Source organism: Ponticaulis koreensis DSM 19734 (assembly GCF_000420665.1).
GTDB lineage: Bacteria > Pseudomonadota > Alphaproteobacteria > Caulobacterales > Hyphomonadaceae > Ponticaulis > Ponticaulis koreensis.
Map to the genome: position 1 here is coordinate 1,654,293 of NZ_ATVJ01000001.1, position 21,238 is coordinate 1,675,530.

Sequence of the window (21,238 nt, forward strand, 5' to 3'; positions counted from 1 at the left end):
AATAGCGCAAGAAACAGGCGGTGACTGTAGAATCCCGATGACGCGGTCTTAAAATGCTGCGAAAGGGTGTGTCACAGCTGCATCCTGACTAATCTGTTCAGACAAGGTTCAGCGATCCGACCGTACAAGCATGATCATGAAACGTATTCTTACATCTCTTCTCGTCGCCGCTGCAGCTGCCTTGCCAGCTGCCGCTCAGGTTGAGCTCTCTGCGTCCACTCCAGCGGCTGTTTTCGGCCAGTCTGAGGTGGCTCGCCGCGCGCTGAGCCTTGGCGAGATCTATTCGCGTGTCAGCCAGCAGATGAATGGCGGACAGGCAATTAATACGAGTGCGATCAATGGGAATCGGTATCTGATCCGTTGGCAAACGCCACAAGGGCAGGTAGTCGATCTGGTGGTCGATGCGAATACCGGACGTATTCTGCGCCGGACCTAAGGGAGGGGCATCTCATGCGTATACTTGTTGTTGAAGACGATCCTGATCTGCGTCGTCAGCTATCCGACACGCTGACCCATGCTGGTTATGCGGTTGATCTGGCTGCAGACGGTGAAGACGGTCACTTCCTTGGTGATACCGAGCCATATGACGCTGTTGTCCTCGATCTCGGCTTGCCGAAAATGGACGGCGTGACAGTGCTCGAGCGCTGGCGTGAAGATGGCCGCGACTTCCCTGTCATTATTCTGACGGCGCGTGACCGCTGGTCTGAAAAGGTTGCAGGCTTTGACGCTGGCGCTGATGATTATCTCACCAAGCCGTTCGTAACTGAAGAGCTTCTGGCTCGTGTGCGTGCGCTTCTGCGCCGTGCGTCCGGCCATGCAACATCTGCTCTCGAATGCGGTGATCTGCGCGTGGATACCAAGTCTGCCCGCGCGACCGTTGGCGGAAAAGCGATCAAGCTGACAGCACATGAATACCGCGTTCTGGCGTATATGATGCACCATCAGGGCCGTGTCGTACCGCGTACTGAACTGGTCGAGCATATTTACGATCAGGATTTTGATCGCGACTCCAACACGATCGAGGTCTTCATTGGTCGCCTGCGTAAAAAGATCGGTTCTGACCGTATCTCTACCGAACGTGGCCTTGGCTATCGCCTGATCAATCCGGAAGCTGAAGCCTGAGCATGGCGAAGTCGCACTCTCTGTCGCGACGTTTATTGATTGGCGCAGCGGTCTACAGCTTGATTATGCTGTTGGTCATTGCGCTGATCCTTGCTGTGCTGAACCGACGCCAGCAAATCGCCGCGCTCGATTTCGAGCTGCAGCAGGACCTCACCTCTCTTTCCCGTTCCCTGTTCGACTGTTCGCTCGATCCGTCTCTCTGCAACAAGCTTGAAGAAGACTTTGACGAAGAAGAGGTCGAGGAAGCCAAGGCGCGCACAGTCGCGCCGACCGACATTGGCTATAATCCCGAAGATGATGACGGCGTATTCTCGCTGGGTATTAATCCAGCCGATCTGATCATTTCCGATACTGAAGCGTGGGCGCTCCAGCGCCGTAAACTGCCAGCTGACCCGGACTTTTTTGACCTTGGATCGGGCCGGTTCTGGGGCGTTGCCCAGATCAACACTGAGGGCGAAGTCGTGACATTCATCGATTCCTTCGATGAAGAGTTCGCCGAGCTACAACCTAACCTGCAATGGACAGACCTGTTCGAGGTGTCCAACGTTCTGGATACATCCGACATTGTCACGCTCGACACGACGGGCTTTCGCGATGAAGCACAAATCATCCGGATTGCAGCGCAGCGGGTGAAGTACGGTGACTTTACGTTTATGCTTGTGGTTTCGGATGATCTGAGTGCCAAAGACACTCTGGTGAATGTTTATGTCGTTCCTCTGTTTATTGCATTCTCGGTCTTCGCGGTCGGTCTGATCATCTTCCTGATTGTTATTATGCGCCTTGGTCTGCGCCCTATGGTGCGCGCACGTCAGGACGTGATATCCATTCGGGAAGGTGAGCGCGAGCGTCTGGATGCGGACTATCCGATTGAGCTTCAGCCGCTTGCAGATGAAGTGAACAAGCTGCTCGATCACAATAAAGAAGTCGTCGAGCGCGCGCGCACGCAGGTTGGTAATCTGGCCCATGCGCTCAAAACGCCAATCGCCGTTCTCATGAACGAAGTCGCGACGAGCGATGACAATCTCTCCCAGCTTGTGAAGCGTCAGGCGCGGCGCATGCAGGAAAATGTGCAGCACTATCTGGCGCGTGCGCAGGCGGCAGCCCGTGCTCAGGTTCTGGGCGCGCGGTGTGAAGTCGTGCCTGCGGTCAGCGATCTGACCCGCCTTCTGAATCGTCTTTACTCACGTGACGGCATCGAAGTTTCTGCGCCGCGCCTTGATCCTGCGTTCTTCCGCGGGGAGCGTCAGGACCTTGATGATATGATCGGAAATCTGATGGAAAATGCCTGTAAATGGGCGAGCTCTGAGGTGCAGGCAAGCGTTGAGGCGACAAGCCCGCGTGAGCTGACCATTCATATCGATGATGACGGTCCTGGACTTACGCCGGATGAGCGCGTTGAAGCGATGAAACGCGGCGTGCGCCTTGACGAAACGGCGCCAGGGACGGGATTGGGACTCTCAATCGTAAAAGAACTGGCAGAGCTGTATTCCGGTGAGTTTCTGCTGGATGATAGCCCGCTGGGTGGACTTCGTGCCACATTGATTCTTCCGAGGGTTTCACCAAATAAAAGCCGGAACTAGGGAGTTTTCTATGCGCGCACGTGCACGTCGTTTCTGGCTGATCGTTATTGCTGGTGTAATTCTGGTTGGCGCTGTTGGCCTCACGCTAACGGCTCTGTCCAGTCAGGTCCAGCTTTTCTACACGCCGAAGGACCTCGTCGCGCAGGGCGGTGCTGTGCCGGGTGAGCGCGCACGTATTGGCGGTCTGGTTCAGATGGGCTCTGTCCGTACGCTAGAAGACGGCGCGCTACGCTTTGTCGTGGAAGACGCAGAAGGCGAGATCGCTGTTGCCTATGACGGCTTCATTCCTGATCTCTTCCGTGAAGGGCAAGGCGTTGTCGCGAACGGCGTCTTCACTGAGGCCTATACCTTTGAGGCTGACGAGTTGCTCGCTAAGCATGATGAAAACTATATCCCGCGTGAAATTCAGGAAACGCTGCAAGAGCAGGGCGTTTATCGCGGCGATGAAGAGCCGACCAGCTAGGCTGACCGGCTCATCCCTGTCCCCAGACAACCAGCTTATTGTCGATGTCGTGGCCTATATCGGCGCGGCCAAGATATTCGATGTCGGAGCGGTGGCACCATTCGCGCACGCTCTCTTCATAGGTCATGCCGAACGGGATTTCGTTCTCTGGAATGTCTGAACAGCGCCCCAGCGCGATGCCGCGCACCTGACGGATGTTCTCGTTCGAGCAGAGGGTGAACATCTTCCTGTCGATGGCGTATTCATACTCGCCGACATCTTCGATCATCAGAACATGACCTGACAGGTCCGGCTGCCAGTGCGTGCCGATGAGGTGCTCAATGATGGAGAGATTGATCGCCACACGTGGATGTGGCGCGCGGGCCATTGGCTCAATGCCCTCCAGCGAACGCCCGGTCAGATAATCGAATACCCGCGCGATGCAAGCTTCGCCGCCCGTGCGTTCAATTTCGACAGCGACCGGCCCATGGATCGGGCGACCAATCTGCATTTTGTAGAGACGTGCGAGCACGGCGCCAAAATCGGAATAGCCGATATAGGCTTTGGCGTTGGCATTCCCGTTCAGGCGTTCAAACATGGAATCGTGCAACCGCATGCAGCCATAGCCGCCGCGTGCCGCCCAGATCACATCGATATCCGGCGAGTTTGCGTATTCGAGAAAAGCAAGGCTGCGGGCTTCATCATTGCCTGCAAAATGGCCGTGCGTGAGGAAGCATTGCGGGTGAAAACGCAGCTCGATCTCACTACCGTAATGCTCACGGGCGAAGCGCGTCACTTTTTCGGCGGTTTCCTGTGAGATCGCCTTAGCCGGGGCGACCACGCCTATCGTCAAACCGGAACTGCCCATATAGACCTCTACAAGGATTAGAGATGAGTGATTCGCTATGACCCTAGCCGGTGAGGGCCAGAAGGCCAAAAGCTATTTCTTCTGCGGTATCGGTGGAAGCGGCATGCTGCCGCTCGCTATGATCCTCAAAGGACAGGGTGCCGAAGTTTCAGGTTCTGATCGGGCCTATGATCAGGGGCGGTCGGCTGAGAAGTTCGACTATCTGAAGGCTCAGGGCTTCAAACTGTTTCCGCAGGATGGTTCAGGTCTCCAAAGCAAGGATCAGATCCTCGTCGCGTCTGCTGCGGTTGAAGACACCGTGCCGGATGTAGCAGCTGCGCTAACGCTTGGTTGTACACGCCTTGGCCGCGCCGAGCTTCTTTCCAGCTTGTTCAACGAAGCGCCGAAAAGCATTGGCGTGGCGGGTACGTCCGGCAAATCCACGACGACAGGTATGATTGGTTGGATCCTCCATGATCTGGGGCTCAAGCCGACTGTCATGAATGGCGCCGTGATGAAAAATTTCGTCACGCCGGATGCGCTGTTCGCAAGCGCGCTGGTCGGTTCCGGTGAGATTTTCGTGTCTGAAGTCGATGAAAGCGACGGCTCGATTGCGCGCTATAATCCAACCGTGGCGCTCATCAATAATATCGCGCTCGACCATAAGACGATGGATGAGCTGCGCGTTCTGTTCGAAGGCTTCGCCCGTAGATCTGATGTTGCGGTTCTCAATGATGAGAACGAAGAAACCAGTCGCCTGAACCAGACTCTCCTTGGTCATGGGGACGAGCCGGAGCATGCCTCGGTCTCTTTCAGCCTTGATGACCCGATGTCTGAATTCACCGCTAGCGACATCGAGCCTGGCCCTACAAGCATTTCTTTTCGCGCGCATATGAGCGACGAGTTGCGAAAGTCTGCCTTCGTGACGCTTCAAATGCCGGGCGTGCACAATGTCTATAACGCGTTGGCGGCTATCGCTGCGGTGACGCGAGTGGGCGTGTCTTTCGATGATGCCTGTAAGTCGGTGGAGAAATTCACCGGCGTTAAGCGGCGTTTCGACATTGTTGGTACGTCCGAGGCTGGAATCACCGTCATTGATGATTTCGGGCACAATCCGGATAAAATCGGGGCCACGCTTCGCACGCTGCATGACTTTGACGGCCGCCTGTTGGTGATGTTCCAACCGCACGGCTTTGGTCCGCTAAAGAAGATGCGCGCTGAGTTCGTCGAGACGTTCGTGAACGGTCTGAATGATGAAGACGTTCTGATCATGCCGCAGCCTGTCTATTTTGGTGGCACGGTGGATCGCTCCGTGACCAGCGAGCATCTGGTCGGTGACATCAAGGACGCTTGCAAACGGGCTGAAGTTTTTGAAACGCGCGACGAGTGCGGCGATCGTCTGGTGGAGCTGGCAAAGCCCGGCGATCGGATCATTGTGATGGGCGCGCGCGATGACACGCTTTCAGAATTTGCTGCGGCTGTTCTCAGCCGCGTCTGATCAATTGCGTTAAAACCTCTTGCATGACGTTGGGGCGTCTGTGACAGAGAGCGGTAAGTCTATCTGTCCGAGGAAACGCTATGTCTGAATTTATCACCGTTGAGCGCCATGATCGCGTCCGTGTCGTCAAGATTAACCGTCCTGCGGCCAAGAATGCTCTGACGCAGGATATGTATGGTGCGATGGCTGATGCGCTGTTCGAAGCGGATGAAAACAAGGATATCCGTGCGGTACTGCTTACGTCTGACGGTGAACTGTTCACCGCAGGCAACGACCTTCGCGACTTCCAGAGCGAGCGCGGGGAAGGTGAGGCGCCTGTGGGACGTTTCCTGCGTGCAATCCGCGATGTGAACGTGCCTTTCATCATCGCTGTGAACGGGCCGTCCATCGGTGTGGGTCTCACAATGCTGCTTCACGCCGATCTGATCATCGCGAGCGAGCGCGCGACCTTCAAAGCTCCGTTCGCGCAGATTGGTGTGGTGCCTGAGGCGGGCTCTTCCATTCTTCTGCCGCAGGCTGTCGGTATGGCGTGGGCGAATGATATTCTGCTGACAGGCCGCGCACTGACCGCGCAGGAGGCTCTTTCAATTGGCCTGATCTCGCGCGTGTATCCGGACGGTGACCTTGCTGCTGAAGCTATGAAGCTCGCGATGCAAGTGTCCCAAATGCCGCCAAACGCCATGCTGGAATCCAAAAAGCTCATCCGTGCAGGGCGTGACGCCATTATCGCTCAGATGGAAAAAGAAATGGTGGCCTTCGGTAACCAGCTGCGCTCGGCTGAATTCAAGGAAGCGGCAACGGCCTTCTTTGAGAAGCGTGCCCCTGTTTTCGACTAACCGGCTGCAGACAACAGAACAAAAAAAGAGGGCGGCCTTTAAAGGGCCGCCCTTTCAGTTCGGGAGGAATGCACTTACGTGCCGAAAGAACTAGTATTCGTAAGTCAGCTCGATACCGAGAACGCGACCCTTTTTCAGAGGAGAGAGCGTGCCCGCAGCCGGGAACTGACCGAACGGTTCGTTGATACCATTGCTCAGGTTCTGTGAACCCGGGATGAACCCTGACAGAGCACCGCCAAATGGCAGCTGTGTATCGTTACCAACGCTGACTTCGTCGAGCAGGTTGTCACCGTAGACAGACAGCTGAACGCCGTCCCAAGGTGTTGACCAAGTGACGTTTGCAGTCAGGGAGTTGTATTCCTGAACCCAACCGAAGTTGTTGTCTGTGTATGCGAACTGGTCCTTGAACTGGAAGTTCACGCGTGTTGCCACAGAACCCATGTCGCCGAGATCGTGGTCGTACAGAACGCCAACGCCCCATGTGAGCTCAGGCACACGTGGGATTGCGAGGTCGAGATCAGCGGAATCAACGACGCCGTCGCCGGAAATGTCGAACGTTACGTCTGTATATTCTGCGTCGATCAGACCGATATTACCCATGACGAGCAGGCTGTCAGTCACTGCGTAGCGACCTTCAACCTCGAGGCCGAGGATTTCAGCGTCAGCTGTGTTGACGATGTTCTGAACAACGCCAGCGGTCGGATCAGAGAGGTTCACTTCGCGTTGCATGTCGGCAATATCAGTGAAGAAGAGCGCAGAGTTCACCTGGCCGCGGCCGTCTTCTGTTTCCCACTTCACGCCGATCTCATAGCTGTCGACAGCTTCTTCGTCGAATGCACGTGACTGGCCAGCCGGGAAGAGGCTTTCAAACGCAGTTGGTTCCGTAATGCGGAAGTTGTAACCACCAGAGCGGAAGCCGCGTGTGTAGTTACCGTAAACGAGCGTTGTGTCGTTCGCGAAGTACTGGAAGCCCACACGTGGTGTGAAGTTTTCCCATGTGTCGCCGTCTGTGAAGCCGTTAGACTCGCCCGGAATGAACGGGTTCGTGCCGGAAGTCGGGCAAGAACCGTCGACAACAGAACACTCTGGACGTGGGCGGATGTATGTAATGCCGACGTCTTTTTCTTCACGTGACCAACGCAGGCCGAAAATACCGGTGAAGTTTTCTGTGAAGTCGTAATCGACCTGACCGAAGATACCGAGAACTGTATGGTCCTGATCGCCGCCACCATAGAACAGTGCAGCAGAAGATGGCGGGATTGCGCGAACTTCTGTGTAGGCAACGTCCTGCTCGAAGTAGAACAGACCTGTTGTGACATCAGCATTGCCGAACTGGCCGTTATAGCGAAGCTCGTTAGACCATTGCTCTGCTTCCAGTTCAGTGTCGGAGTGGAAGAGTGTCAGAGGCGTAGAGTCGATGTCGCCGCCGGTTGTGTTGTTAAGCGTCCGGTAGCCGATAATATTTGTGATTGTGCCATCACCGAACGGAACGTCGATTTCTGTCTGGTTAGAGATGAACGTGTTCTCAGACGTCGCAAAACCCGGATAGTTGATCGCGAAGTCAAATGAATCGCGGTCAAACAGCCCACGGTTTTGTCCTGCAGGGCCGTCGCTGCGTCCGTCTCCATATTGGAATTTGAACAGGTTGGAAATGTCGGATGTCGGGAACCATTCCAGTGCACCGCGAACGATGTACGTCAGTGCTTCACCATGGTTTTCGCCGGTTGCGAGGTTCTCGAAATAGCCTTCGTCGCTGTTGTAGAAGACAGAGATTTTACCGTTGAGTGTATCTTCGATGAGCGGGCCAGAAACGACCGCCTGCGTATAAAGGTTTCCACCACCACGGCCCTCGTTGACGGGTGTTTCGTAAGCGATGCGCGCGCGTGCTGTGAAATCGTCAGTCGGGTTGCCTGTGTTGATGAGAACTGCGCCACCAGTTGTGTTGCGGCCGAAGAGCAGGCCTTGCGGGCCACGAAGCACCTCAACAGATTCCAGATCGAACAGGTCGAGTACAAGACCGGCGTTCAGGCCCATGTACACGCCGTCAACGAATACGCCGACTGCAGGGTCGATGGATGGAATAGAGGAGTTTACGCCAAGGCCGCGGATCGCGAAGTTCGCTGTGCCGCGCGCTGTACCCGCGTCATCCAGAGACACGTTTGGCGAAGAGTAAGACAGAGATTCAAGGTCGCGCACGTTAAGCGCGTCGAGCGTGTCTTCGTTATAGGCAGTTACGGAAACCGGAACTGTTTGTACGTCTTCAACATCTGATTTTTTTGTCGCGCTTACAGTTACGGTCTGAAGGACACGGCTGACTGTGTTTTCGCGAGCTGCCGGTGCGTCTGTCCCAGCGTCCTGCGCGAAAGCGCCGCCGGCGAGAGTAAGCGCAAGCATGGAAGCGCTGCCGACGAGTACTTTACTTATTTTCATAGAGTTATTCTCCCTGATGTTGTCAGCGGCCTCATTACGTTGGGGCAGGGCGCTGTTCAGTGCGCCTAGATAGGGAGAAATGCTTTAAAGTGAAGTATACTGAAGTTGTAATAATGCGGTTTCGTGTACAAATATACGTGAATACACTATGAATTCTCGATATACTGGTTATTCTTGTGCTTTAGGTAGTAATAGCGCTGCACGTAAACCTGTGGCAGGAGGCTCGCCCGGCCCGTCACATAACTCGAACTTTCCGTGGTGAAGGCGCGCAATTGCATCCACCATAGCGAGGCCGAGGCCATTGCCGGGCTGTGTGCGGCTCGCTTCCAGGCGCACAAAACGCTTCACAGCCCGTTCGCGGTCTGCCTCGGGAATACCGGGCCCGGTATCCGTGACAGATATCTCGGCCTGCGCATGGCTGTTGGTCCGCACACGCAACGTCATAGCACCGCCCTTCGGCGTGTACTTCATCGCATTGTCGAGAAGGTTTGCCATAGCCTGACCGAGCAGAGACGGGTCGCCGTCGACGGTAAGGCCGACTTCAATCTCGCTATCAAAAGACAGCCCTTCATCTTCGGCGGCAGGATCATAGAGTTCGGCTAATTCCTCGCCCAGCGTACTGATGTCGACCTGTTTGAACTTGGCGGCATCGCCAGCCTGAATGCGCGACAGGCTGAGGATAGCGTTGAAGGTCGCAAGGACCGCGTCGACTTCGGCGATTGTGCGCTCAAGGCTTTCCTCACGATCGACTTTCTCGCCATCGCGCAGATCGTTTTCCAAACGGTTGCGAAGACGTGTGAGCGGCGAGCGAAGGTCGTGCGCAATAGCGTCACCGGCATGACGGGTTGTCATCATGAGGTGTTCGAGCTTGTCGAGCATGGCGTTGAGGCGTTCGGACAGGCGGTCAAACTCGTCGCCTGAGCCAATGACCGGGGCGCGGCGAGACAGGTCGCCGGAGATGATGCCATCTGTTGTACGGGTGAGCTGTTCGGCGCGTCGTGCGGCCCAGCGTGAGATAATCAGGCCGCCAATGAGTGACAGGGCCAGACCGATTGGCAGAGCCGTCCACATTGTCTGGATAATCCGGTCCACAATCTGGCGACGCTGGCCAAGATCGTAGGCAACCATGAGCGCGGCGCCATTAGGCAGGCGGATGATGATGCCATTAGCAGACCGGACCTCAATCTCGCCGTTCCGGTTCAGTGTCTGATAACTGAAATTGGTCTCGACAGATTCTTCGTTGGGTACTTCGTCGGGGATAGATGGAAAGTCACCAGAGATGGTTTGCCCGTCTGCGTCCTGCAGAACGTAGAAATAAGGGCCCGGAACGGACGAGCGCTCGACAACGGACTGGTTCAGCCGCGCCATGCCGCCTGTGTTGAAGGCAGCTGCGAGTGCCTGCACCTCACCATCCAGTTCCTTCACGGACTGGGAGCGCATGTACCCGGCGGTCGAGTAAAAAAGGTAGATCAGAAGGCCGAACGTAAAGATGAGGAACGTTACGGCGTGGACCACCGCCAATCTGAAAGTGGTGGTCCTGACAAATGATGGAAGCGGTAGCCTCATGCTTGCAGGCGATAGCCCGCGCCGCGCACTGTGTGAAGCAGTGGACGGTCAAAATCCTTGTCGATTTTGCCACGAAGGCGGGAGATGTGGACGTCGATGACGTTTGTCTGAGGATCAAAGTGATAGTCCCAGACTTTCTCCAGAAGCATTGTGCGGGTCACAACCTGACCAGCATTGCGCATCAGGAATTCCAGAAGACGGAATTCACGTGGCTGGAGATCAATGCTCTCTTCGCCGCGTTTTACTGTGCGTGCGAGGAGGTTCATCTCCAGATCACCAACTTTTAGAATAGTGATCGGAGCTTCTGTGCCGCCGCGACGGCCCAGCGCATCTACGCGAGCGAGCAGTTCGCTCGGTGCAAATGGCTTGGTGAGATAATCATCCCCGCCAGCTTTCAGGCCTTCGACACGGTGGTCGACATCACTCAGTGCGGACAGGAAGAGCGTTGGCGCATTGCCGCCGCTCTCACGGAATTCGCGAACGAGTTCCAGGCCATCCTTGCGGGGCAGCATCCGGTCAACGATCAGGAGATCGAACTCTTTGGAGCGAGCCAGCGCAAGTCCGGAATCGCCATCATGCACAGTTTCGACTGAGTGGCCCTCATCGCTCAGAATTCTCTGAACGAAGCTGGCCATTTCCAGATCATCTTCAATGGCGAGGATGTTCATCTTGTCTATCAGTCCTCTTCGATAGAGAGCGCGACAACGCTCGTCTGACGGTTCAGGCGAACCGAAACAAGAACGCTCTCGCGGCCGTTTTCGCGTGCGGCTTCAACAGCGTCTTCAAAGTCCTTAACGGAGGCAATGCTCTCGAAATTGACTTCAAGGATGGCCTGTCCGGAATTTAGACCAAGGCGAGCCGCAGGGCTGCCTGGCTCGACGCGGTTGATCACCAGACCATCTGTGCCGTCATCCAGCGTCAGGCGACGACGGTCGTCATCGCTCAGCGGGCTGAGGCTCATGCCGAGGGCTTCACCAGAAAATCCAGGGCCTGAGCCTTCCGGTGTCGCGCTGTCACCAGATGAAGTCGGCAGTTCAGCGACATTGTCTGGCAGCTCGTCGACTGTGACGTCGAGTGTCATGACTTCACCGTTACGCAGAATAGTGAACTCGTGACTGGAGCCAGCGATCAGGCCACCAACGGTTCGCGTGACCTGAGTGGAGTTATCCATGTCTACGCCGTCAATCTCGAGAATGACGTCGTTGCGACGGAAGCCTGCGCGGGACGCCGGGCTGTTCGTAACAACTTCAGCGACCAGAGCGCCTGTCTCGCCTTCAAAGCCGAGCGCAGAGGCCATGTCTTCAGAGAAGTTCTGAATAGAGACGCCGAGCCAGCCACGCACAACGCGGCCATTTTCCACGATCTGGTCTGTAATCTGTTCAGCGAGTTCAGCAGGGATCGCAAAGCCGATGCCGACAGACCCACCTGTTGGAGATACAATAGCCGTATTCACGCCAATGACGCGGCCATGAAGGTCGAAGGTTGGGCCACCGGAGTTGCCGCGGTTAATCGCAGCATCGATTTGCAGATAGTCTGTGTACGGGCCAGCGCCGCGCAGCTCGCGACCATTTGCGGAAACGATGCCGGCTGTAGCTGTGCCGCCAAATCCGAACGGGTTGCCGAGCGCGACGACCCAGTCACCGCGGCGGACATCAACATCTGTCTCGAACTCGACGAAGCGATATTCGCCCGGCTCTGTGACACGCAGAACAGCAAGGTCTGTTCGCGGGTCTGTGCCTACGAGTTCAGCTTCAAGTTCACGTCCGTCTTCCAGAACGACCTGAATCTCGGTCGCGTTTTCGACAACGTGGTTGTTTGTGACGATCAGGCCATCAGCGGAAATGAAGAAACCGGAGCCGAGCGAGCGGCTCTCACGGGTTTCAGGCTGGCCATTGCGTGGTTGGTTGAAGAACTCTTCAAAACCCGGACGGTTACGGAAGAATTCAAACATCTCTTCGTTGTTCTGCGCGAAATTGACTTCCTGCTCGGAGATCACGTTAACGCTGACAACAGCCGGGCTGACCTGCTCAATGAGCTCTGCGAAAGAAATTGGAGCGCCAAGCGGCTGCTGAACAACAATTGGCTCTGCGCTGTTGGACTGCGAAAGCGCCGGACCAATCATGGTCGCGCCCATTGCTGTGCCAGCGAAGAGCGCGGCCGTCAGTCCAATGTATTTCGTGCGCGTCGGTATTTGCATTATTGTCTCATCTCCTGATTAGACGTGTTGCGCCATTTGTATATCTAACTATGTGGCGCAGCCTTGTTTATCTTGCCAATTAAAGTTCAGTCATGAATTCGAGGACATCTTTGTTAAAAAGAGGTTCGGTGGCTGGCGTGATCAGGTCAAGTGCCAGAGCCGAGTTCTGTCTCGATTACAGCACTTCTGTGCAGAGATTTATGAACAGGGCACTTATTGGCAATATCGACGAGGCGCCCGCGCTGGTCTTCGGTCAGGTTTCCGCGCACATTCAGCTCGCGCGTAAAGATGTCAGGCTTCCAGCCATTGGCGTCCGGCTCCTCAGATTTGCGATGCTTCACGTTGACAGAGATATGCTCGACCGGCCAGCCTTTGCGTTCCAGATACATGCGGAGCGTGATTGAGGTGCAGGCACCAAGCGCGGCGCTGAGATATTCATAAGGGGCAGGGCCGGTATTGATGCCACCAAGGCGGTCTGGTTCGTCGGCGTGAAGCACATGGTACTCGGTCGCTACGAAATTGGCATAAGCGCCTTCGCCGGTTTCGCTCACATTGACGAGGTGGTTCTCACCGGTCGGTTCCGGCGCGAGTGGGGCGGGCGTTGCGACATAGCGTTCAGCCCAGGCAGCGATCACATCAGCCGCAAATTCGGTGTCTTCCGCGCCGGTGAGCAGATGATCGGCTTTATCGAGGCTGACAAAGCTTTTCGGATGACGGGCTGCCATGAACAGCTCTGTGGCATTGTTGACGCCAACGGTTTCATCGGTCGGGGCATGCAGAATGAGGAGCGGGCGCTTCAGCTTTTCAGCTGCCTGCAGAACTTTGGCTTCCCGAACATCTGACACGAACTGGTCTTTGATCGTGAAGGCGCGTCCTGCGATCTGAACCTCAGCCTGTCCTTTAGTTTCGATGTCTTCCAGATGGTGCGCCATGTGCTGCAATACGTGACCCGCATCGGCCGGTGCGCCAATTGTAGCTACAGCTTTGACGTTAGGAAGCTGGTTGGCGGCCACAAGAGCTGCTGCGCCACCAAGGCTATGCCCTATCAGAAGGTCTGCGGCGCCATATGTTTCTTCCATGTATTTGGCGGCGGCGATCAGGTCCTGAACATTTGAGGTGAAGTTGGTGTTCGCAAAATCGCCCTCTGATGCGCCAAGGCCGGTAAAGTCAAAGCGCAGGACGGCAATCCGGTGATCGGTGAGGTGGCGAGCTATGCGTGTTGCCGCGAGTGAGTTCTTCGAACAGGAAAAACAGTGGGCGAACAGCGCATAGGCGCGGGGCTTGCCTGCCGGCTTTTCCAGCCTTGCATCCAGAAGGTGTCCACCATGGCCGGTGAACGTGACTTTTTCCGAACTACTCATGGGCTGCTCCTTCAAATGCTCAGATGGGGAATATCGCTGGAAAGTCCATCATTTCGGGAGCGCCTTGCGAACATACCAGCCTCCTCGCGTCACTGTGACGGATTAGTGACTTCCCGTTGAGCAGAAATCGGCTAAGTCTGTTTTTATGACTGTTTTGATTTCCAATCCTCCGACAGAAAAATTCTCACATCCCGAAGTGACGGCCAAGGGCGAAACCCGTGCGCAGGTTGCCTATACCGGCACCAAAACGCTGTGGTTCAATACGGGCACGCTCTGCAATATTGAGTGCGTGAACTGCTATATTGAAAGCTCACCTACGAATGACCGTCTGGTTTATCTGAAGCTTTCGGATGTGACGCCATACCTCGACGAGCTGGATGCTGCAGGCGAACGCGGTATCGAGATCGGTATTACGGGCGGTGAGCCGTTCATGGCGCCGGAAATCATCGATATTATGGAAGCGGTTCTGCAGCGCGGTCACGCACTTCTCGTGCTGACAAATGCCATGCAGCCAATGATGCGCCCGCGTGTTCAGGAAGGGCTGAAGCGCCTTCAGGCAGAGTTCGGGCCGCAAATCACTATGCGTGTTAGCCTCGACCATTACACCGCCGAGAAGCACGACGAGGAACGCGGTGCAGGTTCATTTGAGCTAAGCCGAAAGGGCATTCAATGGCTTGGCGAGCAAGGCTTCAATATCGCCATTGCTGGCCGTACCATGTGGCATGAGGCGGAAGCTGATGCGCGCGCAGGCTATGATGTCATGCTGAAGGCGCTTGGTGTCGAGCTGGATGTAAATGACCCGACGGCGCTGGTCCTTTTCCCCGAAATGGAAGAACAGGCCGACCCGCCAGAGATTACAATTTCCTGCTGGGGCATTCTGAACAAAGATCCCGCCGATATTATGTGCGCGTCCCAGCGTATGGTCGTCCGCCGCAAAGGCGCATCTTCTGCGACTGTGCTTGCGTGTACGCTCATCCCATACGACGACGCCTTTGAAATGGGTGTCACCCTTGAAGAGGCACGCCGCGACGTGCCGCTAAATCATCCATTCTGTGCGAGCTTCTGCGTTCTTGGCGGCGGCTCCTGTTCGGCCTGAAGAAAGTAACGGAAAATGAAGCACGAAATCGTTCAGAACTATTATGGCTCCGAACTCGCTGGCAGCTGTGACCTGAAGACAGACGCGTGTTCGACGCTGGAAGCTCCGCGCGCAGATGTTCGCGCGGCAATCGCTGCGGTCCATGATGATGTCGCTGCGAAGTATTATGGCTGCGGCCTTGCTATCCCGCCTGTTTTGAATGGCCTGAAAGTGCTCGATCTCGGTTCAGGCGCAGGCCGCGATGTGTTCGCGATCGCGAAACTTGTTGGCGAAACAGGCGAAGTCGTTGGTGTTGATATGACCGACGAACAGCTCGCTGTCGCGCGCGAATATGAGGGCTGGCACGCTGATGCATTCGGGTACGCAAAGCCGAATACGCGCTTCGTGAAAGGCTATCTGGAAAAGCTCGACGAGCTTGACCTTGAACCGGAAAGCTTTGACCTGATCATCTCGAACTGTGTGATCAATCTCTGTACCGATAAACCGGCAGTCTTTAATGCGGCTTACAAGCTTCTGAAGCCGGGCGGTGAACTGTATTTCGCTGACGTATATGCAGACCGCCGCATGCCAGACGAGCTGGTCAATGACCCAATCCTTTATGGAGAGTGCCTGTCCGGCGCACTCTATTGGGGTGACTATATCGCAATGGCGAAAGAGGCTGGTTTTCTCGATCCGCGCGTTGTTGAGCATCGCCCGCTCGGCATTATTGATCCGGCGCTCAAAGAGAAGCTCTCACCAATCCGCTTTGCGTCCGTTACTGCGCGCCTGCAGAAACTGCCAGGCCTCGATATTGGCTGTGAGGATTACGGTCAGGCCGTAATTTACAAGGGGGGCGTTGAGGGCATGGAACGTGCGTTCAAGCTCGACGTCGACCATATTTTTGAAATTGGAAAGGTCGAGCCGGTCTGCGGAAATACGCTGTCTATGCTGATGGACACACGCTTCGCTGATTATTTCCGCGTGATGGGCGATGGCCAGATTCACTACGGCCAGTTCCCGGGCTGTGCGGCGCCGGATGTCTTCGCAGAAACCGGCGTGAAGCCCGTCTCTAACCCGACATCCTGCTGCTAAAGCTTAGTCGCGTGGTGGTGGCCGCGGTCCGTTACTGTCAGGTGAATGCCCTGGTGGGGGAGGTCGGCGGAAGTCGCCATCACGTCTGGCGCGACGGTAGTCTTCTCGCTCCCGGCGTAACATTGCGCGCTCGACCAGATCTGCCCGCCGCTCTGTAGGAACAGCGATCAGAGTATCGGTCAGGCTTGCATAGAACTGGGTTCTTAAGCGGAATTCGGCCTCGCGAACTTCGGCAAACGCTGCGGTTAGTGCCTCGTCATCAAGTGACTCTGCTGCGAGCAGTTCAGCGATGCGCCCGCGGGCTGCAGCCATTTGGTCTCGGAGGTCACGTGCATTGCGCCAGCGTTCCGAGAACATTTCCTGCATCTCTTCGCGTTGTTCGTCCGGCAGGTCGCGCAGAGCTGCCCTTGCAAGGCGTTCCTCAAACGAGCCACGATTGTCCTCGCCATGTTGATGATCGGCATGCTGATGTGAATTGTGCTGCTTATCCGAAATAAGCGTTCCGCCAAGAAAGCCCAGTACAATGGCATTCACGCAAAGCGAAACTACAAGGAGCGTCGGGAAAGGCCGTTTAGTATCGCTCATACCTATTCTGTCTCCTGCCAGAATTCTGGGCTAAAGCTGGCGCTGGCGGTCAGAAGAAAAGCATCTGCATCTTCATCAAGCGCTGTGGGCGTTGTTGCCGACATCCCGATGTAAAGACCGAAAGCCATGCTTGCGAGCGCCATGCCGGCAGATGTCATGATCTTAGGGTCGAACAGGCTTGCCAGAAAATGTGGACGTGCAGGTGCAGGTCGCTCGGAAAGCGGTATAGGTGCAAGATCCAAGATCGCGGCTTCCAGCCTCGCGCTCGGTTCTGCGACCGTGTAGCTGCTGAGCATGGTCTCCAGCGTTTCGGCCTGGTCCAGAAGAGTTCTGGCCTCAGCTGATGTGCTAAGAAGTGATCTGGCAGCAATGCTGTCTGCTTCCGGCCATCCGGATACATCCGGGCCGTGAAGATCGAGAAGCATTTCGAAATGTTCCAGTTTCATCGCACTATTCCATTCGTCCCATAAGTGTCGCGCGTTCCCCGGTGAGAGCCTTTTTCAGAGACCTCCTCGCACGCGACAATAAACTTTCTACGGCTTCAACAGAGATGTCCAAAATCTCGGCGGTTTCCGGGTTTGAGAGCCCTTCATAATGGCTCAGGATCAGGGCAGCTCGCTGGCGTTCCGGAAGCTCGTCTATCGCTTTCCTTACGCGCGTCTCTATTTGCCGGGACTGCAGCTGAGCGGCTGGTCCTTCTGTGTCGTCCGCCATGTCCGGCACGTCATCCATGCCCGTCTCACGCTTCTTACGCAGGCGGTCATAGCATTGGTTCACAGTAACTCTGTGGAGCCAGGTGGTGAATTTGGCCTTGCCGGCTTCCCATTTGCCAGCATGACGAAACACTTTGATGAAGACGTCCTGCACAGTGTCTTCGGCATCTTCCCGGTTGCCAAGCATACGCTGGGCAATGGCGAAGACACGCGGGCTGTGCTGATTGATGAGCATAGCTGATGCCTGGCGGTCACCGTCCGCACAGCGCCTCAACAGGGCCTCATCGTCTGGAATCATCAACACATTTCCCACCACTGGTCCGGGCAAATTGCCGGAACCCGAGAGCTCCGGCAAGTCGCACTTTCAGATTAGTCTGCGTCTTGCGCTGGCGCGTCTGCGGCTGGTGCTTCACCGCGTTCGAAACGGTGATGGCGGCCACGGTGTCCGTCACGGTCGCCGCGGCGATGGTCACGTTCTGCAAACCGCTCACGGCGCGCTTCGCGCATGGCTTCACGTTCCTCGACGCTGATCTGTCCGTCGCCATCGGTGTCGAGGCGGGCAAACATCTGGCGCGGACGCGAGGTGAACTCTTCAACAGAAAGGCTACCATCGCCGTCCGCATCGAGATGCTCGATCATGCGTGCTGCGCGGCGGGATTCACGTTCGCGCATTTGTTCAGCGCGGCGTGCTTCCTGAAATGCGACCATTTCAGCTGCATCGACCTGGCCATCATTGTTGGCGTCAACATTGGCAAATTGTTCGGTTTCACGCGACTGGATTTCATCCAGCGAGATCACGCCGTCACCGTTTACATCCATTTCCGCCATACGGGCGTGTGGGGGATGTCCGCGATGACCTTCGCGTGGGCCTCGTTCCTCTTGCGCATGAGCTGCGCTGAGGCCGAGAATTGAAACACCGAGCAATGCACTGGCAATCAGGGGAGATTTTGTCATTACGTTTTCCTCGTTGGTTTCTGCGACCGTCTCCGGCCGAGATATGCATACAACGAGGAAGCGCGCTTTATTCCGTCGTCTTGCGCTGTAGTTTTCTGCAGAACACCTGCCAGACGCTTGTTTCTGCTGATGTAATCGCTGCCTTCACGGAGGCTATATCGCTCAGTTCGAGTGCTTTCGCAGTGATCCGTTTCAGCGCTTCTGGCCACTCATCGACATGGATGCTCTGATCGAGCGCGGCTCTCTGGAAGGAGAGATAGGTCCGATAGAGGCGATAAGCTGATAGCAGTGTGTCCGCTTCGTCGCTGGAAAGCAGGCCGTAGCCGGAGGCTTTCTCCAGAACTTCATCCACGGTCCGCGAGCCCCAATCGCGATCTGGATTGGTCAGCTGCAGGACTTGCGTGATGAATTCGATATCGATCATGCCACCTTTGGTGAGCTTCACATCGAATTCGTGCTTAGCCGGTTTATCGCGCAGCAGCCGGTCGCGCATGTCGAGCGCATCCTTGCGGATCATCTCGGCATCCCGGGGCAGGGTGAGCAGCGTTTCTTTCTCTGCCATTACTGCAGCTGCAAGTGCGTCATCGCCTGCAATCACGCGAAGGCGGGTGAGCGCCATATGCTCCCACGTCCAGGCTTCATTGCGATAGTAATCCTTGAAAGCGGAGAGGCGCACCGCCACTGGGCCAGCGCGACCTGAAGGGCGCAGCTGCATGTCTGCTTCATAGAGATGACCTTCTTCGGTCTGGGCAGATATCGCTGTGATCAGGCGCTGGGTGGCGCGTGTGAAGAAGGTGACCGCGTCCTGCGCACCCTCATCTGGATCGTAAATCACCATCAGGTCGACATCAGAATTGGCGGTGAGATCGCGGCTGCCCAGCTTGCCAAGACCGCAAATCGCCCAACGGCCTTGCGGTGAGCCGAGCTTGCGTTCCACTTCGCGGCGGGCGACTGGCGTCAGAGCCTCAATGCAGCAATCAGCAAGCTCTGTGAAACGAAGCCCTGCCGTATCGGCGACGCGCACATCGTTCAGCAGTTTGAAGCGAATACGGAAATGCGCGTCTCTGAAATTGCGTCGCACTTCGTTCATGGCCTGCTCGAAATCGAGCGAGGTATTGTCCGCAATGGAGGATATCGACCCGAAATGTCCGCATGTGTCTTCAGCGAGGTCATCTGTAAAGCCGCCATCAAGCAGGCTTTCCAGAAGGTTTGGCCGGCTCGCAAGTTCGCGGGCAATGCGCGGAGCCATGGAGAAGAGGTCGATCAGGTCGCCAAGAATGACGGGGTTCGTCGCCAGAAGTGAGAGCGTCTGAATACCTGCGGACAAGCCATTCAGAAACGTCTTAAGGCCGGTATAGGCTGCATCCGGATTACCCGTCTCGGACATATGTTGAAACAGGCGTGGTTCGAGCGCCGTCAACAGCTGTCTGCCGCGTGCGGAGCGTGTCGCCCGAATATTGCCGCGGTGCCAGCCCTGCACGTCAGAAATGATCTTCTCTGGATCAGAGAATCCGAGGCTCGCCAGTGTTTTGACCGTCTCCGGGTCAATATCGACACCGGTGAAGACGAGGTTGCCTTCAACGCCTGAAAGCGGCGTGGTCTCATGGAACAAGTCTGAATAATAGTCATGGACCTTGATCCGCAATGCGCTGACATCTGCGTCGAAGCGGGCAAGCTCGCCATAACCCGACAAGGCGGCGACTTTGGTGCGCTGATCTTCGCGGGCGGTCAGGCTGTGCGTGTGCTCGTCATTCAGCATCTGGATGCGGTGCTCGATACCGCGCAGCAGACCGTAAATATGGGTAAGGTCACGCGCCGTCTCTTCGCTGATATGACCTTCCTGCGCCAGCATGGCGAGGGCATCGACGGTACGCATCTGGCGGAGCACCGGGTTACGTCCGCCATGAATGAGCTGCTGCGTCTGCGCGAAGAATTCGATCTCGCGAATGCCGCCGCGACCGAGTTTTACATCGAATTCGGGGTTATCGAGGCCCTGATGGCCGCCGGTTGAATGGATTTGTTGTTTGATCGCGCGAATGTCTTCCAGCGCCCAGAAATCGAGGTGACGACGCCAGACAAACGGCACCATTGTCTCAAGGAAGGCTTCAGCCGCCTCTGTATCGCCAGCGGCCGGACGTGCCTTGATATAGGCCATGCGCTCCCAGTTTTGCCCGACGCTCTCATAATAGAGTTCAGCAGACGTCGTGGACACACAGATGGGGGTGGAACGCGGATCTGGTCTCAAACGGTGATCCACGCGAAGGACATAGCCATGCTCGGTCGGCGCTTCGAGAATTTGAGACATGAGCTGGATGATCCGAGGCGCAACCTCGCCCGGGCTCATTTTGCCTTCGGGGAGCCGGTCTGCATCGAACATCGCGACGACATCAATATCGCTCGAATAGTTGAGCTCTTTTGCGCCGAGCTTGCCGAGTGCCAACAGGAAAATGCCGGGCATGGGCTGTGTCGGATCGGCATAGTCGATCCAGCCTTTTTGCGAGATGTGCCAGCACGCCACGCGAAGCGCAGCCTCGGTGGCCGCATCGGCAAAGTCTGAAAAACCCTCGGTTACCTTGTCCCAATCCCACGTGCAGGAAAGGTCGAGGCTGGCCAGTGCGAGGTGAACATCGGCTTTAGCCTGACGCAGAATACGCCGTGCATCGGCATCGGATGTCTGGGCGTCGAGGGTTCGGGCCGCATCAATTGCGCTCTGGACCACGCTTTCGCCGCCATTGCTGAGGATCGCTTTCACCGAATCAGGCCGCATCCGGCACAAGCGCTGTAGGTAAGGTGCAATGCGCGTGGCAGAAGCCATGCAGGGCAGGTCTGACACGGCCGGCTCCAGACCGGGCGCGAGGGAGCCTTCCTGAGGCAGAGGTGGGTTCAGCTCAAACATTGCCTATGTGTGGCAGCCGTCGCATGCCGCTTCAACCAAATTGT

General features: G+C 56.2%; 19 protein-coding genes. 8 read left to right on the forward strand and 11 right to left on the reverse strand.

The window, feature by feature from the left end; genetic code table 11:
* Nucleotides 1–136: 136 nt before the first annotated feature.
* The 4 genes from G523_RS0108540 to ccmE are packed head-to-tail and all read left to right on the forward strand — an operon-like array spanning nucleotide 137 to nucleotide 3,165.
* Nucleotides 137–436 (forward strand): PepSY domain-containing protein, encoded by a 300-nt coding sequence (locus G523_RS0108540; protein ID WP_155802624.1) that lies wholly within the window; start codon nucleotides 137–139, stop codon nucleotides 434–436.
* A 14-nt stretch (nucleotides 437–450) separates the two neighbouring features.
* On the forward strand, nucleotides 451–1,122 hold the full coding sequence (locus tag G523_RS0108545) for a response regulator transcription factor (protein WP_022694631.1): 672 nt from the start codon (nucleotides 451–453) through the stop codon (nucleotides 1,120–1,122).
* A 2-nt stretch (nucleotides 1,123–1,124) separates the two neighbouring features.
* A complete protein-coding gene (locus G523_RS20240; RefSeq protein WP_051134760.1) occupies nucleotides 1,125–2,702 on the forward strand; it encodes an ATP-binding protein in 1,578 nt (525 codons plus the stop codon).
* 10 nt (nucleotides 2,703–2,712) lie between these two features.
* Entirely contained in the window at nucleotides 2,713–3,165 is a 453-nt protein-coding gene (gene ccmE, locus G523_RS0108555) for a cytochrome c maturation protein CcmE (protein WP_022694633.1), read from the forward strand.
* 10 nt (nucleotides 3,166–3,175) lie between these two features.
* Here the strand turns inward: ccmE and G523_RS0108560 are convergent, their stop codons facing one another.
* On the reverse strand, nucleotides 3,176–4,012 hold the full coding sequence (locus tag G523_RS0108560; protein WP_022694634.1) for an LD-carboxypeptidase: 837 nt from the start codon (nucleotides 4,010–4,012) through the stop codon (nucleotides 3,176–3,178).
* Nucleotides 4,013–4,049: 37 nt separating this feature from the next.
* Here G523_RS0108560 and G523_RS0108565 point away from each other — a divergent pair, with 37 nt between their 5' ends.
* Nucleotides 4,050–5,489, forward strand: coding sequence for a UDP-N-acetylmuramate--L-alanine ligase (locus G523_RS0108565; RefSeq protein ID WP_022694635.1), 1,440 nt, complete (start codon nucleotides 4,050–4,052; stop codon nucleotides 5,487–5,489).
* A gap of 80 nt (nucleotides 5,490–5,569) precedes the next feature.
* The gene (locus G523_RS0108570) at nucleotides 5,570–6,325 is read left to right on the forward strand and encodes an enoyl-CoA hydratase (protein WP_022694636.1); all 756 of its coding nucleotides are present in this window, start codon (nucleotides 5,570–5,572) and stop codon (nucleotides 6,323–6,325) included.
* Between the two features lie 90 nt (nucleotides 6,326–6,415).
* Here the strand turns inward: G523_RS0108570 and G523_RS0108575 are convergent, their stop codons facing one another.
* From G523_RS0108575 to G523_RS0108595, 5 genes are all read right to left on the reverse strand, one after another.
* Nucleotides 6,416–8,755: a TonB-dependent receptor gene (locus G523_RS0108575; protein ID WP_022694637.1), complete on the reverse strand. Its 2,340-nt coding sequence runs from the start codon at nucleotides 8,753–8,755 to the stop codon at nucleotides 6,416–6,418.
* A gap of 168 nt (nucleotides 8,756–8,923) precedes the next feature.
* Nucleotides 8,924–10,195 (reverse strand): sensor histidine kinase, encoded by a 1,272-nt coding sequence (locus G523_RS0108580; protein ID WP_233347278.1) that lies wholly within the window; start codon nucleotides 10,193–10,195, stop codon nucleotides 8,924–8,926.
* A gap of 122 nt (nucleotides 10,196–10,317) precedes the next feature.
* Nucleotides 10,318–10,989, reverse strand: coding sequence for a response regulator transcription factor (locus G523_RS0108585; RefSeq protein WP_022694639.1), 672 nt, complete (start codon nucleotides 10,987–10,989; stop codon nucleotides 10,318–10,320).
* 8 nt (nucleotides 10,990–10,997) lie between these two features.
* Nucleotides 10,998–12,518: a Do family serine endopeptidase gene (locus G523_RS0108590; protein WP_022694640.1), complete on the reverse strand. Its 1,521-nt coding sequence runs from the start codon at nucleotides 12,516–12,518 to the stop codon at nucleotides 10,998–11,000.
* 146 nt (nucleotides 12,519–12,664) lie between these two features.
* A complete protein-coding gene (locus tag G523_RS0108595; RefSeq protein ID WP_022694641.1) occupies nucleotides 12,665–13,879 on the reverse strand; it encodes a bifunctional alpha/beta hydrolase/OsmC family protein in 1,215 nt (404 codons plus the stop codon).
* A gap of 145 nt (nucleotides 13,880–14,024) precedes the next feature.
* Here G523_RS0108595 and G523_RS0108600 point away from each other — a divergent pair, with 145 nt between their 5' ends.
* Nucleotides 14,025–14,975, forward strand: coding sequence for a radical SAM protein (locus tag G523_RS0108600; protein ID WP_022694642.1), 951 nt, complete (start codon nucleotides 14,025–14,027; stop codon nucleotides 14,973–14,975).
* A gap of 15 nt (nucleotides 14,976–14,990) precedes the next feature.
* Nucleotides 14,991–16,046, forward strand: a complete 1,056-nt coding sequence (locus G523_RS0108605; protein ID WP_022694643.1) for a methyltransferase domain-containing protein — start codon at nucleotides 14,991–14,993, stop codon at nucleotides 16,044–16,046.
* A 3-nt stretch (nucleotides 16,047–16,049) separates the two neighbouring features.
* On the opposite strand, the gene G523_RS0108610 is transcribed toward G523_RS0108605, so the two are convergent.
* The 5 genes from G523_RS0108610 to G523_RS18650 all read right to left on the reverse strand — a co-directional run bounded on the left by G523_RS0108610 (nucleotide 16,050) and on the right by G523_RS18650 (nucleotide 21,194).
* Nucleotides 16,050–16,631, reverse strand: coding sequence for a periplasmic heavy metal sensor (locus G523_RS0108610; protein WP_022694644.1), 582 nt, complete (start codon nucleotides 16,629–16,631; stop codon nucleotides 16,050–16,052).
* A gap of 2 nt (nucleotides 16,632–16,633) precedes the next feature.
* Nucleotides 16,634–17,077 carry a hypothetical protein gene (locus tag G523_RS20245; RefSeq protein WP_022694645.1) on the reverse strand — a complete coding sequence of 148 codons (444 nt, stop codon included), beginning with the start codon at nucleotides 17,075–17,077 and terminating at the stop codon, nucleotides 16,634–16,636.
* A gap of 4 nt (nucleotides 17,078–17,081) precedes the next feature.
* A complete protein-coding gene (locus tag G523_RS0108620; protein WP_022694646.1) occupies nucleotides 17,082–17,642 on the reverse strand; it encodes an RNA polymerase sigma factor in 561 nt (186 codons plus the stop codon).
* A gap of 71 nt (nucleotides 17,643–17,713) precedes the next feature.
* Nucleotides 17,714–18,298 carry an EF-hand domain-containing protein gene (locus tag G523_RS20250; protein WP_022694647.1) on the reverse strand — a complete coding sequence of 195 codons (585 nt, stop codon included), beginning with the start codon at nucleotides 18,296–18,298 and terminating at the stop codon, nucleotides 17,714–17,716.
* 67 nt (nucleotides 18,299–18,365) lie between these two features.
* Nucleotides 18,366–21,194 carry a bifunctional [glutamine synthetase] adenylyltransferase/[glutamine synthetase]-adenylyl-L-tyrosine phosphorylase gene (locus G523_RS18650; RefSeq protein WP_051134761.1) on the reverse strand — a complete coding sequence of 943 codons (2,829 nt, stop codon included), beginning with the start codon at nucleotides 21,192–21,194 and terminating at the stop codon, nucleotides 18,366–18,368.
* Nucleotides 21,195–21,238: the final 44 nt, after the last annotated feature.

Excerpts from the sequence above, each read along its gene's own strand:
- G523_RS0108540 (WP_155802624.1), top strand. The coding sequence starts at position 137 with ATGAAACGTATTCTTACATCTCTTCTCGTCGCCGCTGCAGCTGCCTTG.
- G523_RS0108545 (WP_022694631.1), top strand. The coding sequence starts at position 451 with ATGCGTATACTTGTTGTTGAAGACGATCCTGATCTGCGTCGTCAGCTA.
- G523_RS20240 (WP_051134760.1), top strand. The coding sequence starts at position 1,125 with ATGGCGAAGTCGCACTCTCTGTCGCGACGTTTATTGATTGGCGCAGCG.
- ccmE (WP_022694633.1), top strand. The coding sequence starts at position 2,713 with ATGCGCGCACGTGCACGTCGTTTCTGGCTGATCGTTATTGCTGGTGTA.
- G523_RS0108560 (WP_022694634.1), bottom strand. The coding sequence starts at position 4,012 with ATGGGCAGTTCCGGTTTGACGATAGGCGTGGTCGCCCCGGCTAAGGCG.
- G523_RS0108565 (WP_022694635.1), top strand. The coding sequence starts at position 4,050 with ATGACCCTAGCCGGTGAGGGCCAGAAGGCCAAAAGCTATTTCTTCTGC.
- G523_RS0108570 (WP_022694636.1), top strand. The coding sequence starts at position 5,570 with ATGTCTGAATTTATCACCGTTGAGCGCCATGATCGCGTCCGTGTCGTC.
- G523_RS0108575 (WP_022694637.1), bottom strand. The coding sequence starts at position 8,755 with ATGAAAATAAGTAAAGTACTCGTCGGCAGCGCTTCCATGCTTGCGCTT.
- G523_RS0108580 (WP_233347278.1), bottom strand. The coding sequence starts at position 10,195 with ATGCGCTCCCAGTCCGTGAAGGAACTGGATGGTGAGGTGCAGGCACTC.
- G523_RS0108585 (WP_022694639.1), bottom strand. The coding sequence starts at position 10,989 with ATGAACATCCTCGCCATTGAAGATGATCTGGAAATGGCCAGCTTCGTT.
- G523_RS0108590 (WP_022694640.1), bottom strand. The coding sequence starts at position 12,518 with ATGCAAATACCGACGCGCACGAAATACATTGGACTGACGGCCGCGCTC.
- G523_RS0108595 (WP_022694641.1), bottom strand. The coding sequence starts at position 13,879 with ATGAGTAGTTCGGAAAAAGTCACGTTCACCGGCCATGGTGGACACCTT.
- G523_RS0108600 (WP_022694642.1), top strand. The coding sequence starts at position 14,025 with ATGACTGTTTTGATTTCCAATCCTCCGACAGAAAAATTCTCACATCCC.
- G523_RS0108605 (WP_022694643.1), top strand. The coding sequence starts at position 14,991 with ATGAAGCACGAAATCGTTCAGAACTATTATGGCTCCGAACTCGCTGGC.
- G523_RS0108610 (WP_022694644.1), bottom strand. The coding sequence starts at position 16,631 with ATGAGCGATACTAAACGGCCTTTCCCGACGCTCCTTGTAGTTTCGCTT.
- G523_RS20245 (WP_022694645.1), bottom strand. The coding sequence starts at position 17,077 with ATGAAACTGGAACATTTCGAAATGCTTCTCGATCTTCACGGCCCGGAT.
- G523_RS0108620 (WP_022694646.1), bottom strand. The coding sequence starts at position 17,642 with ATGATTCCAGACGATGAGGCCCTGTTGAGGCGCTGTGCGGACGGTGAC.
- G523_RS20250 (WP_022694647.1), bottom strand. The coding sequence starts at position 18,298 with ATGACAAAATCTCCCCTGATTGCCAGTGCATTGCTCGGTGTTTCAATT.
- G523_RS18650 (WP_051134761.1), bottom strand. The coding sequence starts at position 21,194 with ATGTTTGAGCTGAACCCACCTCTGCCTCAGGAAGGCTCCCTCGCGCCC.